Below are 16,378 nucleotides of genomic sequence, written 5' to 3'. Positions count from 1 at the left end.
AAATAACATTTAGCTTCAATATATTTCATAGTCCCTTTGCAAAAGGTTAAAAAAACGTATAAAAATAGCATCACTTTCTCTTTATCTATGAAGAAAGGACGCTATTTTCAATACCAAGCATATAAATATTTAATAGGAAATTTATCTTCCTCAATAAAATCTAAGATTGCAAGATACGATTTATTTCTATAAGTTAAAATATTTTTTTAATTTCTAATTTAGACAAGCTATACTCTTTTACCTCTGAACTTAATTTATTAACAGCTATCTCGCCTTTACCATTTTTGATGTCATTTTGTGGTACATATTCATATCTAATAATTTGTTCATCTTCATTTAATTTTCTTAATATAAGCACCTATATCACCTTACTTATTCAATATATCTTAAGTAATCATATTTTCTTTCCACAATTTTATGAGCATCTTTATACTTATAATAATACTTATTCATTAAATAATGTTCAAGAGCATCATGCATTAAGTGCATTAAATACTTCAATAGATTTAGATAAGTATTTAGGCAAATTAGGTGTAAAAGTAATTTCAATTTTTGTGCAATCGTAGTTATAAACACCTGTTAAATTAAGATTATTAAATAGAATTTTATAACGAGTTAAAAAATTTATTGGGCAAAGAAAATAGGTTAAGTATACATATACTAAGATATACACATGGTACTTTATTACTTGAAAGCAACGTACCTATGAAGGTGATTCATGGACGTTTAGGCCACAAATCCGAAGCTATCACTAGTGAAGTATATAGCCATGTAACTAAGAAAATGAATGATGCTAAAGAAAACTTTGAGAAGTATACAAAATGTATTTTAAAATATACTTGACCAAATTCAATATTTCCACAAAAGTAATTAAGTAAATATAGCTTTAAATCACTTGTCTTAAAGATTAATATTGTTTCAAATATTAGTTGCCTTCCCATTCAGACAATTGGGTACGATTTAGAAAATTGGACATATTAAGTTTTAATAAAGTATTAAACTGCTTTAAATCATCATTTTAATACTTTATCAACGCATTATAAATTAGTTTTAGTTGCCCATTTTATAAATTAATAAAAACTAAGCTACTAACAAGTTTCTACCCCTTATGTAGCAAGAGAAAGAGTATTTTTTATTTTTTCAAATCACATATAACAGTATACATTTCATCATAATAACTTATTATTTTAAAAACGAGACGAATTTTACTCTTAACAATAAATAATAAACAATCAATTTTAAAATACCAAGAGTAAATATAAAAGAGATTTTTTGTTTAGTTTCTCTTTTCATTATTATCCCCGCTTATTATAATAAGAGGTAAGGAACCCCATTCGGGGCCTTACCTTAGAAGAGCATCCTGTGAAGATGGTATATGAATAATAATATGAACGTTCCAATTTTCAACCAATACTCAACATCTTCGCGATGTTCTTTTTTTATTCTTTTCATTCACCTCACTTATTATCTTATTTTCATACTGTCATTACAGTTCATATGAGTTATACATCCAATATTTTTTATGTAATTTAAAAAAGATGAAACAACAAAATATTCTTTCATTTCTAAAATTGAGTCCATCAGTCCGCTTTGATATAGAGCTAAAAGCGTATAAAAATAGCATCACTTTCTCTTTATCTATGTAGAAAGGATGCTATGCAGAAATAATTTTTATATTTTTAATCTCAGATTCATCAATATCATATAATAAATCTCTCACTGCTAAGTGGATAGAATCTTCGCCACTTTCATTGTCGAAGCGATCATCAAAGTTGGTAACTTTTCCAATGATTCGTTGTCCATCAATAAAATCTATCACTACTTTTTCACCGATATATGTCCACAATTTCAATTTTTATCATCCTTTCCATTTGGAATAATGTGGCTCCCAGATTTTGAATAATGTACTGTGCCCCATTGAGTATTTATAAATTTTCCATCAATATAGTCTTTACCTATAATTTTGTCAAAATTAATTATTTCTTTATTTTTCCATTGACCTTTCCTATTAATTACTAATTTTCCACTACCTACTTTTTGCAATATCAATTCATTTAATTCATAATTTTTTAGAATAGTATAACTTGGTATTAAATTCCCATTTCTCAAATTTTTCAACTTATATTCTTCATATAATTTATGACCTAACAAATGTCTATTCTGTTTTTCAGGATTAATTTCTACTTTGATTTTACCACTTTCAATCATTTCAAGCATTTCTTTTTTAGCTTTTTCTTGTAATTTTTCTTTTTCAGACTCTTTATTCTCTACTTGATACTTACCTTTACGCTCAGTAAAGAATTTATCTCGCCAGTTCCCCACATATGGCACAGTAGTACTTCTACATCATGGATGCATTGATGGAGTGTTAATACCAGATATCATATCTTTTACTTTGAATACTTAACCGTTTAATGAGTGACAAATTTTAGATGTTTTCTTGTCTATTTTAGCCACATATTTATATTCGTCATCTTCACCTAATTCTTTTAGATAAATTAGATTCTGTGATTCAGCATAAACACGTGCTGATTTAGTCACTAATAATCTACTAGCATTATAAGTTGTAGTATTTATTTGTTTTTTAATATTTTGATTAACATAACATAGAACGGTTAATGTTTATTTTAAGATTAAGTATAAAGCGAATAATAATGCTAATATACCTATAGTATAATTTAAAGAGATTTTTATTCTTATTTTAGTTAAGTTTGTCATACTATTCACCTCATTATATAATATGAAGGAGAGATAAACTCCCTCTAAAAGAACATTCTGATTAATGAGACAAGTGTCGCAATGCCAATACAGTAGTTTCGGAAACAATCATTTTTGGTTTTTGCGATATTTGTCCTTTTTTCTACATCAAACCTGTCCTTTTTCAATACTATTCTATAAAAAAATCGTATTGTTTGCGTTGTAAACTTTATGTATAGAGATTAAGCAATATGCCGTTGCTTAACCCCTATAATTGAGCCCATCGATCCGATTTGACAGAACCATAAAAATAGAAACTTTATATTTATTAGGTGCTCTATCCCCAAGCTACAAGTTCTGACTTGGGAAACAATTTTTTTACTAGTATTTGATTCTATTCTTTCTATAGCATGTATAAAATAATTATCATTTTCTTTATCTTCTATCCCAGATTTTTCAGCATTGATAATCTGAAGTGTGTCTATATCCATATGAATTACACCTGGCTTAATATTTTCATCATCATTTGGATAATATTTATATATTACACTTTGACTATTTTTTTCTTGAAATTTTAAAATAAGCAATTAACCTCACCTCTATTTAACTAATGAGCAATAAATAGATTTTTTCAAATAATATATGTGACTCTTTATAGCTTAAATTATTCTTATTCATTAAAAATCGTTCAAGTATATCGTGCTTTAGCATTATTATATCCATTGTTTTAATATTTTTTCCTTCTCTTAGTCTTCACCAACTTTGGTCCATATAAAAATCGGGGTCAAATTATTTAATTCCATTTTCTAATAAATACTTATTCTCAAATAGATGTTCATAAACTCTTTTAATAGCTTTTATATTCATACTCGCATTTTTAGCAATAATTTTAATCTTATCCTATTTATCTGATTTTTTACGGAATTATAGTATGTATTTTAAATTTAGTTGCCCAAAAGTTGCCCATTTTAATGAAATCAGTTTAATTTTAATAACTTAGTTGCCCAATTTTACGAAAAAAAGAAGCTAAGGCAATAAGCCTTAACTCCTTATGTCTCTATGCTTTAACTCACTTGTCTTAAAGATTAATATTGTTTCATATATTGGTCGCGTTCCCATTCAGACACTTGGGTACGGTAATAATCCCATTCAATTGATTTAGAGTTAATAAATTGATTGTAAATGTGATTACCTAACGCTTTTTTGACTGTAGGATTTTCACGCATAGCTTTTAATGCAGTGTAAAGTGTAGATGGTAAATCTTGGATACCTACTGCTTCACGTTCTTCACGGTTCATTTCATAAATATTTTGGTTGACTGATTCTGGTACTTTAGTTTTATTTTTAATTCCGTCTAAACCAGCTTGTAAGATAGTAGCTAAAGCCATGTAAGGGTTAGCTGCTGGGTCAACTGAACGAACTTCAATACGAGTTGATAATCCTCTTGATGAAGGCACACGTACTAATGGTGAACGGTTTTTACCGCTCCATGCGATGTAACATGGTGCTTCGTAACCAGGTACTAAACGTTTGTATGAGTTAACAAGTGGGTTACATACTGCAGTAAATCCACGTGCGTTGTTTAAGATACCTGCTGTGAAGTGGAATGCATCTTCTGTTAATTGCATTTCACCATTTGGATCGAAGAATGCATTTTCTTTACCTTTGAATAATGATACGTTAAAGTGCATTCCGCTTCCGTTTACACCAAATAATGGTTTTGGCATAAATGTAGCATGTAAGTTATGTTTACGTGCGATTGTTTTTACAACTAATTTAAATGTTTGGATATTATCACAAGCTGAAATTGCATCTGCATATTTGAAGTCAATTTCGTGTTGACCAGGTGCAACTTCATGGTGACTTGCTTCGATATCAAAGCCCATATCTTCAAGTTCTAATACGATGTCACGACGACAATTTTCACCTAAATCTGTAGGTGCTAAGTCGAAGTAACCGCCGTTATCATTTAATTCTAATGTTGGTTCGCCTTTTTCATCTAATTTGAATAAGAAGAATTCAGGTTCAGGCCCTAAGTTGAAGTCTGTATAGCCCATATCTTCCATTTCTTTTAATACACGTTTTAAGTTCGCACGTGGGTCACCGGCAAATGGTTCGCCTTCAGTTGTGTAGACGTCACAGATTAAACGCGCTACTTTACCTTGTCCAGCAGTCCATGGGAAGATTACCCAAGTATCTAAATCAGGGTGTAAGTACATATCTGATTCTTCAATACGCACGAATCCTTCGATTGAAGAGCCATCAAACATCATTTCGTTATCTAATACTTTTTCTAATTGGCTAACTGGCACTTCAACGTTTTTGATGATACCTAAGATGTCAGTGAATTGTAATCTTAAATATCTCACGTTTTCTTCTTTTGCAAATTTACGAATGTCATCTTTACTAAATGTACGTTTAGGCATGTAGAGATCCTCCAAATATTTATTTAATAAACCGTGATAAATCGCCACGATTTATTGGCAAAGCTTCACCAGTTGGTTTTTGCGTTGCTTCTACAATCATTCTTTTTCTAATCCCTTGTTCATCTTCATTTAAATGCCCTTGGTCACCTGTAATGATTTGTTTAATACCTTTTAAGTTAAATCCTTTTTCAATTAAAGTTTTAATTTCTAAAAGTCTTTCCAAATCATTCATAGAAAATAATCGTTTATTTCCTTCAGTACGCTCGGGCTTTATAAGTTCATGTGTTTCGTAATAGCGAATTTGTCTTGCTGTCAGTTCTGTTAATTTACATACAACACTCATAGAGAAGACGGCCATATTACGTCTGAGCTTATCGTTAGACACCTATAACCTCACCCCTATTTTTGAACTTGACTATAATTTAGCACAGTTTATTTAAGATTACAAAAATATGTTAGGTTTTCTGACATGTATAGCTCGCACCTATTGATTAGATTAAATTCTGTTCTTTTAAATTAACTACTGCACGAGTCACTGCAAGTTTTACATGTTCATATGTTAAACCGCCTTGAACATAAGCTTCATATGGTGGACGTATTGGACCATCAGCTGATAATTCGATTGATGATCCTTGTACAAACGTTCCAGCAGCCATAATCACATCATCTTCATACCCTGGCATATAACTTGGTTCAGGACTAAAATGTGCATTAATAGGAGAAGCGTGTTGAATACTTTGGCAAAATGCAATCATTTGCTCTTTTGTCTCAAATTGAACGGTTTGGATTAAATCTGTACGTTTCGAATTATATTTAGGTACTGTTTTCATGTTCATCTTTTCAAGAAATAAACTTGTAAATAGAGCGCCTTTTAAACTTTGACTAACTACATGTGGCGCGAGGAAGAATCCTTGATACATTTCTTGTAAAGCATAAAGTGAGGCGCCTGCTTCTTTACCAATACCTGGTGCCGTTAAACGATAACCACAACGCTCTATTAAATCTTTCTTACCAGCAATATAGCCTCCAATTTTAGCTAAACCGCCACCTGGATTTTTAATAAGTGAGCCTGCGATTAAGTCAGCTCCGATTTCAATAGGTTCACGTCGTTCTACAAATTCACCGTAACAATTATCTACGAAAATAATAATGTCAGGATAATGTTGTTTAATTTTAGTAATAGCTTGTTCCATTTCATCCAGTGTAATAGAAGGACGTTGATCATAACCTTTAGAACGTTGTATCGCAACGACTTTTGTTTGACTAGTTATCGTTGATAAGACTTTTTCAACATCGATTTGTCCATCTTTCAAAGCAACTTCATTATAGTTGACACCATGTTCTTTTAAGCTTTCAATGCCGTTACCATTTACACCTATTACTTCAAGTAAAGTATCATAAGGACTGCCAGTAATATAAAGTAATTCATCACCATATTTAAGCATACTTTGAAGTGCTAACGTAATTGCATGCGTACCTGAAATAATCTGAGGTCTCACTATAGCATCTTCAGCTTTAAATGTATGGGCATATATCTCTTCTAAATGGTCCCGTCCAAAGTCATCATAACCATAGCCTGTTGTCCCCGTTAAATCACTTTCAGTCGCCTTTACGTGATGAAAAGCGTCTAACACTTTTTCTTGATTAATATATGCTGTATCTTCAATTTCTTTAAAATATGGAATTAACGTTTCTTCCACCTGCGCAATGATATTCTTAATTTCTGACATTCTACTTTACTTCCTTTTATTGTTTTTTAAATCCTGTAATCATGTAGCTTTCTTTATCTTCATCAAATTCCATACGCTCAATCAATGTATGTTGTTTTAAAAAATATAATCTATCCGCGTTAGTACTTGGTACCGCTTCTTCATAATATGTTAATGCTTCTTTAATTTGATTAATCATTAAATCTTTTACTTTAGATTTATCATTATCGTCACGACTTGAAACAAAGACTGAAGGTACTTCTGACACTGGCTTATCACTGTTATCGTCGCACTGATCTTTTTTATTGAAAATGACTGCCTGAGGAATTTGGTCCATGTCTAAATCTTTAACTAAGCGATTAACCGTATCATATTGTGAACGGTACTCGGGATGACTGGCATCAACGACATGTAATAATAAATCAGCCCCTTTTGCCTCTTCTAATGTAGATTTAAATGCCGCGATTAGTGTCGTAGGTAATTTCTGGATAAATCCAACTGTATCAGAAATAATCAAGTTAAATCCTTCATTAATTTGAATTTGACGTGTCTTCGGATCGAGTGTAGCAAAGAGTAAGTCCTTTTCAAATGTCGTTTCATCAGATAAAACGTTAAACCATGAAGATTTACCTGCATTGGTATAACCAATAAGCGCAATTTGAAAGACTTGATTCTTTTCACGTTGATTGCGATAACGTTCACGATGTTCAACTACAGTTTGAAGTTGGTGTTTAATTTCATTCATACGCGTTCTTATATGACGTCGGTCCATCTCTAGTTTTGTTTCACCAGGACCACGTGTTCCGATGCCACCGCCAAGACGCGATAAGCTCTTATCGTGTCCTTGTAGGCGTGGTAGTAAATAATCTAATTGTGCAAGTTCGACTTGTAATTTACCCTCTCTACTTTTGGCGCGCAAGGCAAATATTTCTAGTATTAATTGTGTTCTATCAATAATTTTTATGCCCAAATTATCATTTAATGTTTTTGATTGCGCGGTAGTTAATTCATCATTGGTAACTGCCACGTCGATATCGTGAAACTCTATGAAAGCCTTTATTTCATCAATTTTACCTTTACCTACGTAATATTTATGATCGATTTGTTCTCTATTTTGAGTCACTTGTCCTTTAACGTTTAGCTGACAAGTAAGAGATAAAGCTTCTAATTCTTCCATTGTTGAGTCAAAATTAAATTGATTATCATTTTGAGCATGTACACCGATTAAAACAGCAGTTTCTAACCTTTTCTTTGTGTCATGTGTAGTTTGCTGAGCCACGTTATACATCTCCTCTTTTTAATGTTTCTCAAACATTTTATCATAGAGCATTTTCAAAGACTAACATAGTAATTTATGTTAAGTTAAAACTAAATTGAAAGGGTGATAATATGGAAAATATTTATGATTTCGTAGTTCAAAAATCTAATGGTGAAGATTATAAATTAGAAGAATATAAAGGCGATGTTATGTTAATCGTTAACACTGCCAGTGAATGTGGATTCACACCACAATTTGATGGTTTACAAAAATTATATGATAAATATAAAGATCAAGGATTTATCGTGTTAGGGTTCCCTTGTAACCAATTTGGTAATCAAGAACCAGGTTCTGGAGCCGAAGCAAACCAAAATTGTAAAATTAATTATGGAGTAACCTTCCCTATTCATGAAAAAGTTGATGTAAAAGGCGAAAATCAACATCCTTTATTCCGTTATTTAACAGATGCTGCTAAAGGTATGTTAAATGAAAAAATCAAATGGAACTTTACTAAATTCTTAGTAGACCGTGAAGGTAATGTGGTAAGCCGTTTCTCACCTCAGAAAAAACCAGCTCAAATTGAAAAAGATATTGAAAAATTATTATAGTCTAAAAAAATTATAAATTAAAAGCTTCATGGTAGAGAAGAAAATCTAAATAGATTTCTCTCTACCATGAAGCTTCTTTATTACAAACATTTCCTTCATTTGTCTAAAAGTGCTAAAAAATTTGGATGAGTGTATTGTAAGATTTATTTAACTTGAGGACCGTTGTCTACGCTCCCAAGTACTTACAATAATGCACTTTAATTACAACTTATTCTTCACTCGTTACTGTTTCTTCTGTATCCGCAGTTTCAGTATCAACAGTAAACGTGCTGATCGCATGTTTGTAAATCAAATGTTGTTTGCCTTGAGATACTAAGCTAATAACGTATTTATCAAAGTCTTCAATAACACCTTTCATTTGAAAACCATTTAAAAAGAATACTGTGATTTCTACTTTGTCAGCTTTAAAATTCTCAAGTGCTTGGTCTTGGATGTTGTGGTTTGCAATCATGTCTAGAACTCCTTTTATTTATTTGGGTTGTAATCTCATCTAACATCATTTGAAGTGTCATTCTCTCTCTATCAAACCATTGAACATTTAATTTATTCTTGAACCATGTCAATTGTCGCTTAGCATATTGCCTAGAATGTTGTTTTAAAGTTTCAACTGCTTGGTCTAAAGCTAACTCACCCTTTACAACGGGAACAAGCTCTTTATAACCTATCGCTTGCATACTCTGAGTCGATTCAAAACCTTGTTCAATCAGCAACTTCACTTCATCAAATAACCCGTGGCTCAACATAATATCTACACGTTTATTTATTCTTGAATATAATGTTTTGCGCGACATTTCAATCCCTAATAATAATGTATCATAATTTTCTGTAAATTGTTGAACTTTCTTTCGAGAACTTAAAAGTTTTTTTGTTTTTAAGAAATATTCAATAGCTCTAAGCACTCTTTTTCTATTATTGGGGTGAATGTCTTGTGCTGATTCTTTATCAAATGTCGCTAAATAATCGTGCAATGCTTTATTATCAAGAGAGCCAAGTTCCAACATTTTCTGTTGTGTAAGTTCTTCAGTTTCTTTTGAAACAGTTTCATCATCAAAGGGGTAATCATAAATTAATGATTGAATATATAGTCCTGTACCTCCAGCAATGATAGGAATTTTCCCTCTTGAAGTTATATCTTCTATTAATTCTTCAGCCCTTTTTTTAAAATCGTAAGCTGAAAAATTATCATCAGGATTTAAAATATCTATCATATAATGAGGTATCCCACTCATTTCACGTGGTGTAACTTTAGCAGTACCGATATCCATTTGTTTATATACTTGCATAGAATCACCACTTATGATTTCACCATTTATCCGCTTCGCTAATTCAATACTTAATTCTGTTTTTCCTGAAGCGGTTGGTCCTACTATTACCACTAAAAATGGTTTTGTTGCATCATTCAACATTTATCCCTCACCTTGATTGTTTTTTTAAACTTGTTTCTGAATCCAGTCAAACATATGGTTCCAAATCATTTGTTCATCTTCTTCAAATAAAATTTCATGTCTTCTATTTGCATATAGTTGTACAGTAATATGTTTAATACCAGCCTGTTTAAATTTTTTTCCTAAGTTTTTAATTCCTTTACCATAATCTCCAAACGGATCATCTTTACCGGATATTAGAAGTATAGGTAATAAAGGATTCATTTTTTTAAGTTGTTTCAAGCTTGCGGTTTTAGTCATGTATTTCACTGTTTGATAGATTAGCTGATTTGAAACTAAAAATCCTGAATACTCGTCTTTGACATACTTTTCTACTTCATCTCTTTTAGAAGAAAGCCAATCACTTGAAGTTTCTGGTTTTTTTATTTTTTTATTAAATGATTTATACACAAGTTGGTTAACCCATTTTAATCTACTACGTTTTCCAGCAAATAACGTGATTACTTTTAGTCCAACCATTGCAGGTATACCCTTCCATCTATGATACTGTCCCGTACCTGTTAAAATAAGACCCTGTGCGATATCTGGATACTTTTCAACAAATAAACGAGCGATGATTGAACCCATTGAGTGTCCTAATACAATATAAGGTACATCTTTATTAGCGTCGTGTAATGTCTGTGCTATTTCATATGCATCTTGCGCAATCGTATTCATGTCATCATAGTGGCCACGCTCATTTTCATCAATATCTCTTCCATGACCTCTATGATTATGTCTAATAACATCATACCCTTGTTGCGTTAATGATTGAACGAGTGCTTCATAACGTTCCATATGCTCAGCCATTCCGTGAAATATATGAACGACACCAAATGTAGCTATCTTGGCCTTATCAATTTTAACTTCTATCATCGTGCCGTCTTCAACGGTTATTTTATAAGAATTTTGACTCACGCATACGCCTCCTATCGAAGATTAGTGCTAATACTTCATTTAAAATTCTATTCATTTTAATATACCTATACTTCTTAATGTTATCAAATTGTAGGTAATTATGTAACATCAACAAACTGTTTTCCGCTATTTATAAATAGCAAGTTCATTTCACTTAAAGTGCTATATATACTAAAAAACTACTAACAATATTAGCGTAATTGCTAACTTGCTAGTAGTTTTACTAGGCTTTTCTATAAACTTATATTAATACTACTATTTTTTCACTGCTAATTGGTCATTACCGTGTGTAGCTTCTTGAATAGCTAAGTTAAGTTCTTTTGTGAATTCATTTTTTTGGCTTTGAGTATAGTTTAATAATTTTCCTAACTCATCAATAACTAGATCTTTATATTGTTTAACTTCATTAATATTGAAATATAATTTACCAGTTCTACGTACTAAGAAGTCAGTAGGTTTATAAACCATTTCATGTTGAACACTGTAAACTAATTGTACATAAAGTTCTAATGGTAATTTTAAGTCTTTATCTTTAGCAATTTGGGCAATGTTAAATAAAAGGTCTACATTAGAACCATATTTTGAAGCTAAGCGATAAGCTACGTCTTCATCGAGTCCAATTGCTTTACCTTCGTCTACTTTACGTGCGACGAAATTATCAAAGTTATCGCTACCGCCAACATCACCACCAGAAATCGGTGTTTCTTTCGTTGCACACTCAGCGAATTTTAAACTATGTTCTTGTTTTAAACGTTTTGCTAATAAGTCGACAATTTCTAACGCCATATGACGATAACCAGTTAATTTACCACCTGCGATAGTTAGAAGTCCTGATTCACCTTCCCAAATTTCATCTTTACGAGAAATTTCTGAAGGATCTTTGCCGTCTTCTAAAATAAGTGGACGTACACCAGCCCATGTTGATTCAATATCTTCATCTTTAACGTTTACGCCTGGGAACATATAATTAATCGCGTCGATTAAGTAATCTCTATCTTCTTGAGTAGTTAATGGTTTCGCTTTTTCATTATCATAAAATGTGTCTGTTGTACCGACATATGCTTTACCTTCACGTGGAATTGCGAAAATCATACGGCCATCTTTTTCAGTATCAAAATAAACTGCTTGTCTTAAAGGGAATTTAGATTGATCGATAACAACATGTACACCTTTAGTTAAACGTAATTGTTTGTTATTACGTGTATAGTCTTTTTTACGCACTTCATCTACCCAAGGTCCTGCAGCATTAATTACTTTTTTAGCTTTAATTTGATATGTTTCACCTGTTAAAAGGTCTTGGACTTCGATACCATTTACCTTAGATTTTGAATTATAGATGAAGTTAGTAGATTTAGTGTGATTGATGACTTCAGCACCTTTTTCTTCAGCACGTTTCATAACTTCGATAGTTAGTCGTGCATCGTCAGTACGGTATTCTACATAATAACCGCCACCTTTAAGGCCATCTTTTTTAACTAAAGGTTCTTTATTTAATGTATCTTTTTTAGATAACATTTTTTTACGTTCATATCGTTTAACGCCCGCTAAACGGTCATACATTGTTAGTCCTAAGTTAGTTGTAAACTTACCAAATGTACCGCCTTTATGCATTGGTAATAGCATCCATTCTGGAGTAGTTACGTGTGGGCCATTTTCATAAACAATAGCACGTTCTTTACCAGTTTCAGCTACCACTTTAATTTGTGCTTGTTTTAAGTAACGTAAGCCGCCGTGGACAAGTTTAGTAGAACGTGAGCTTGTTCCTTGCGCAAAGTCTTGCATTTCAACTAACGCGACTTTCATACCACGTTGTGATGCATCTAAAGCGATGCCCGCACCTGTAATACCGCCCCCAATAATAACTACATCATACTCTTCGTTACTTAAGTTCTTTTTAATTACTTCTCTATTTAATGTAGATAATGCCATAAATATACCCCTCCAATAATTTATTATGAAAAAAGAGAGACCTGTCCATACAGAATCATGCTGTATGTAAACAGGTCTCTCAAATCTCGACTAATATATTAACTTGACTATATAGTAACACACTTCTAAAAACTAAGCCATTAATAGTGATTAATCTTCTAATTTAAAGACCTGCGTTGCTTCTACCGCTTTCTTCCAACCTTTATATAACTTAGTTCTGTCTTCTTCAGACATTTGTGGTTTAAATTCAGTTTCTAATCGCCATCTATCAGCGATTTCATCTTTGCTGCCCCAGAAACCTACAGCTAATCCAGCTAAGTAAGCAGCACCTAATGCTGTAGTTTCTTGAATTTCAGGACGTTCAACAGGAATATTAACGATATCTGCTTGGAATTGCATGATAAAGTTATTTTTAACTGCGCCCCCGTCTACACGTAAATTATTTACATCAATATCAGAATCTTTAGCCATTGCTTCCATAACATCACGTGTTTGATAGCATAATGATTCTAATGTTGCACGAATGAAGTGTTCCTTCTCTGTACCACGGCTTAGACCAAATACGGCGCCTCTTGCTTCTGAATCCCAATAAGGTGTCCCTAGTCCAACAAACGCTGGTACTACATATACATTATCCGTAGAGTCTACACGCGTTGCATAGTTCTCTGATTGAGGAGCTGAATTAATAATTCTTAATCCGTCACGCAACCATTGAATTGCTGAACCTGATACAAAGATAGATCCTTCAAGTGCATAATTTACCTTGCCATCTAAACCGTAGGCAATAGTAGTCAATAAACCACTGTCAGATTTAACTGGTTCTTCGCCAGTATTCATTAACATAAATCCGCCAGTACCGTACGTATTCTTCACATCTCCACGTTCAAAACAAGCTTGACCAAATAACGCAGCTTGTTGGTCCCCTGCAATACCAGCAATTGGTATTTCTTGACCGAAGAAATGATAGTCTTTCGTATGAGCATAAATTTCACTTGAAGCTTTAACTTCAGGCAATAGATTCTTTGGAACCCCTAATATTTCTAATAATTCATCGTCCCATTTTAAATCGTAAATATTATACATTAATGTACGACTAGCATTAGAATAATCGGTGATGTGAGCTTGTTTACCTGATAATTTCCATACTAACCAAGTATCAATCGTACCAAATAATAGATCGCCATTTTCCGCTTTCTCTCTAGCGCCCTCAACATTATCTAATATCCACTTCACTTTAGTTCCAGCGAAATAAGGGTCTAATAGTAGTCCAGTTTTATTTCTAAAAGTTTCTTCATAGCCTTGTTCTTTCAATTTCTGGCAGATAGTTTGAGTCTGACGAGATTGCCACACAATTGCATGGTAAATAGGACGTCCAGTGTTTTTATCCCAAACAACTGTTGTTTCACGTTGGTTTGTAATCCCGATACCTTCAATTTGATCGGCATTAATTTCGTTGTCATTAAGCACTTCCGCCATTACTGCTAATACCGATGTCCAAATTTCGTTAGCATCGTGTTCTACCCAACCTGATTTTGGAAAGTATTGTTTAAATTCACGTTGCGCAACGCTTTTAATTTCTCCATTTTTATCAAATAAGATGGCTCTTGAGCTTGTCGTACCTTGGTCAATCGACATGATGTATTTTTCCATAAATATTTCTCCCTTTCAGAATGTAGTTCCAACGTCTATAGGAATAGTACTATGGAAGTGTACTATTATTATAGCACTTTTCCAAAAAAATAATCATAAAACTACTATAAATCACTAAAAATTAATAAATAGTTTCAATATCATTAACTTTATTTGATTTATTTAGTGCTACTCCTAATAATAAAGTAGCAATCACAACTACGATACCGGCCACACAAATTAAATCAAATTGTCCCTTATAAAATACTTTAAAAATCACTGCGCCTAGCATACCGCCAGCAATAGGGCCTAATACTGGAACAATGGCATATCCCCAATTTGAATTTCCTTTGCCTGCGATAGGTAAAATAGCATGAGCAATTCTTGGTCCTAAATCTCGAGCTGGGTTGATGGCATAGCCTGTAGGACCACCTAAACTTAAACCGATAGCTATAATTAAACTACCAACAATTAATGGATTTAATCCATCGGCAATTTTGTTAACGCCAATAAATAAAATACCTAATGTTAATATTGTTGTACCAATAATTTCACTTAAGAAGTTAGCAAAATAATTCTTAATTGCAGGCGCTGTAGAGAATACACCTAATTTAGCACCTTGATCTTCGGTTGCTTTCCAATGGGCTAAATACATTAGCCATACAAGCATACCACCTACAATACCACCTAGCATTTGACATATTATGTATCCTGGGACTTGAGCCCAACTAAAGCTGCCATCCATTGCAAGTGCAATCGTCACTGCTGGATTTAAATGTGCACCTGAGAACTTTCCAACCGCATAAACTCCCATAGTTACTGCTAATCCCCAACCTGCTGCAATTACTATCCAATCCGAATCGTGACCTGCACTACGTTTTAAATTTACATTAGCACACACGCCACCACCAAATAGTATTAAAATAGCAGTACCTAAGAACTCCGCTATATAAACATTCATGAATAAACCTCCTACAAGACAAAAAAATTCCTACAAAAGCACTGGTAAGGCATTGCAGAAATCTCGTCATCTCTTAATCAATTATTAACTTGTTTAAATAATACATAAATTGTGTAAGCGTTGTCAATAGTTTTATGTCTTTAGATTGTCACAATTAGCATAATTAATAATGTATATTGCAATCTATTTTAATTTAGAATTTAAAAATCGAGACTTATACTTTATTTCAGTTAAGAAATATTATAAGCCTCGATTTAATGTAATATCACGTTTTACCAAAGCGCTCGATTACTAGTCGTTACATAACTTGCACCGCTATTAATAGCTTCATCAATTTCTTTTTCCTCGTCAATTAACCCACCTGCTATAATTTTAGAGGTTGTTTCTTCATCTACAATTTTAACAATTTTATGCGCGATTCCCGGAAGTACTTCTACATAATCCGGTTCCACCTTTTTAATAAGATGAACACTTCTGTTTAATGCTTGACTATCTATTATAAAAACGCGGAAAATAGTTAATTTATTTAATGATTTAGCCTTTTGTATTACTTTAGTTTTTGTAGAAACAATGCCTTTTGGTTTGTATGTTTGTATAATATATTCACATGCATACTCATCATGTGCCATACCTTTGATAAGGTCAATATGAATAAAAGCTTCAATGTTATGTTGCTTAAGTAAGTCCATAATACTCTTTAAATGTCCTACATGCATATCTAATAACACACAAATTTTATAATCTGTTTTAGTAAGTTTCTCTAAGTCTTTTATATTGCGAATTGCTGGTAACACATGTTTTTTCATCTACTATATTCCT

15 protein-coding genes and 2 pseudogenes are annotated in these 16,378 nt (G+C 32.4%); 2 read left to right on the top strand and 15 right to left on the bottom strand.

Annotated features, from left to right (window positions below; all coding sequences use genetic code 11):
- Positions 1-107 precede the first annotated feature (107 nt).
- Positions 108-358: pseudogene (locus CD147_RS04880) on the bottom strand (hypothetical protein).
- A 269-nt stretch (positions 359-627) separates the two neighbouring features.
- Here CD147_RS04880 and CD147_RS04870 point away from each other — a divergent pair.
- A complete protein-coding gene (locus tag CD147_RS04870) occupies positions 628-843 on the top strand; it encodes a tyrosine-type recombinase/integrase (protein ID WP_233649145.1) in 216 nt (71 codons plus the stop codon).
- An 811-nt stretch (positions 844-1,654) separates the two neighbouring features.
- Here CD147_RS04870 and CD147_RS04865 read toward each other — a convergent pair.
- The 7 genes and pseudogenes from CD147_RS04865 to hflX form a co-directional block, all read right to left on the bottom strand.
- Positions 1,655-1,852: an LSM domain protein gene (locus CD147_RS04865; protein ID WP_103166316.1), complete on the bottom strand. Its 198-nt coding sequence runs from the start codon at positions 1,850-1,852 to the stop codon at positions 1,655-1,657.
- Positions 1,849-2,589: pseudogene (locus CD147_RS04860) on the bottom strand (polymorphic toxin type 50 domain-containing protein); the annotation flags it as partial. The gene CD147_RS04865 and the pseudogene CD147_RS04860, both read right to left, overlap by 4 nt.
- A 350-nt stretch (positions 2,590-2,939) precedes the next feature.
- Complete coding sequence (locus tag CD147_RS04850; protein ID WP_233649146.1) at positions 2,940-3,284, bottom strand: hypothetical protein; 345 nt, start codon at positions 3,282-3,284, stop codon at positions 2,940-2,942.
- A gap of 498 nt (positions 3,285-3,782) precedes the next feature.
- A complete protein-coding gene (gene glnA, locus CD147_RS04845) occupies positions 3,783-5,123 on the bottom strand; it encodes a type I glutamate--ammonia ligase (RefSeq protein WP_103166314.1) in 1,341 nt (446 codons plus the stop codon).
- 19 nt (positions 5,124-5,142) lie between these two features.
- Positions 5,143-5,481 carry a MerR family transcriptional regulator gene (locus CD147_RS04840; RefSeq protein WP_167409770.1) on the bottom strand — a complete coding sequence of 113 codons (339 nt, stop codon included), beginning with the start codon at positions 5,479-5,481 and terminating at the stop codon, positions 5,143-5,145.
- A gap of 133 nt (positions 5,482-5,614) precedes the next feature.
- Complete coding sequence (locus CD147_RS04835) at positions 5,615-6,853, bottom strand: methionine gamma-lyase family protein (protein WP_103166312.1); 1,239 nt, start codon at positions 6,851-6,853, stop codon at positions 5,615-5,617.
- A gap of 16 nt (positions 6,854-6,869) precedes the next feature.
- Positions 6,870-8,111: a GTPase HflX gene (gene hflX, locus CD147_RS04830; RefSeq protein ID WP_167409750.1), complete on the bottom strand. Its 1,242-nt coding sequence runs from the start codon at positions 8,109-8,111 to the stop codon at positions 6,870-6,872.
- 110 nt (positions 8,112-8,221) lie between these two features.
- Between hflX and CD147_RS04825 the strand changes: the two genes are divergently transcribed.
- Entirely contained in the window at positions 8,222-8,698 is a 477-nt protein-coding gene (locus CD147_RS04825) for a glutathione peroxidase (RefSeq protein ID WP_103166310.1), read from the top strand.
- A 208-nt stretch (positions 8,699-8,906) separates the two neighbouring features.
- On the opposite strand, the gene hfq is transcribed toward CD147_RS04825, so the two are convergent.
- From hfq to CD147_RS04790, 7 genes are all read right to left on the bottom strand, one after another.
- Positions 8,907-9,149, bottom strand: coding sequence for an RNA chaperone Hfq (hfq, locus tag CD147_RS04820; protein WP_103166309.1), 243 nt, complete (start codon positions 9,147-9,149; stop codon positions 8,907-8,909).
- Complete coding sequence (miaA, locus tag CD147_RS04815; protein ID WP_167409751.1) at positions 9,112-10,104, bottom strand: tRNA (adenosine(37)-N6)-dimethylallyltransferase MiaA; 993 nt, start codon at positions 10,102-10,104, stop codon at positions 9,112-9,114. Before miaA ends, hfq begins: the two co-directional genes overlap by 38 nt.
- Positions 10,105-10,128: 24 nt before the next feature.
- Positions 10,129-11,040, bottom strand: coding sequence for an alpha/beta fold hydrolase (locus CD147_RS04810; RefSeq protein WP_103166308.1), 912 nt, complete (start codon positions 11,038-11,040; stop codon positions 10,129-10,131).
- A gap of 255 nt (positions 11,041-11,295) precedes the next feature.
- Positions 11,296-12,969, bottom strand: coding sequence for a glycerol-3-phosphate dehydrogenase/oxidase (locus CD147_RS04805; RefSeq protein WP_103166307.1), 1,674 nt, complete (start codon positions 12,967-12,969; stop codon positions 11,296-11,298).
- 150 nt (positions 12,970-13,119) lie between these two features.
- Positions 13,120-14,619, bottom strand: a complete 1,500-nt coding sequence (glpK, locus tag CD147_RS04800) for a glycerol kinase GlpK (RefSeq protein ID WP_103166306.1) — start codon at positions 14,617-14,619, stop codon at positions 13,120-13,122.
- 121 nt (positions 14,620-14,740) lie between these two features.
- Complete coding sequence (locus tag CD147_RS04795) at positions 14,741-15,559, bottom strand: MIP/aquaporin family protein (RefSeq protein WP_103166305.1); 819 nt, start codon at positions 15,557-15,559, stop codon at positions 14,741-14,743.
- Between the two features lie 272 nt (positions 15,560-15,831).
- The gene (locus tag CD147_RS04790) at positions 15,832-16,365 is read right to left on the bottom strand and encodes a glycerol-3-phosphate responsive antiterminator (protein WP_103166304.1); all 534 of its coding nucleotides are present in this window, start codon (positions 16,363-16,365) and stop codon (positions 15,832-15,834) included.
- Positions 16,366-16,378 lie beyond the last annotated feature (13 nt).

It is taken from the genome of Staphylococcus devriesei (assembly GCF_002902625.1).
Classification (GTDB): Bacteria; Bacillota; Bacilli; order Staphylococcales; family Staphylococcaceae; genus Staphylococcus; species Staphylococcus devriesei.
Note: the sequence above shows the minus strand (reverse complement) of the source record. Positions and strands in the feature narration are given on the sequence as shown.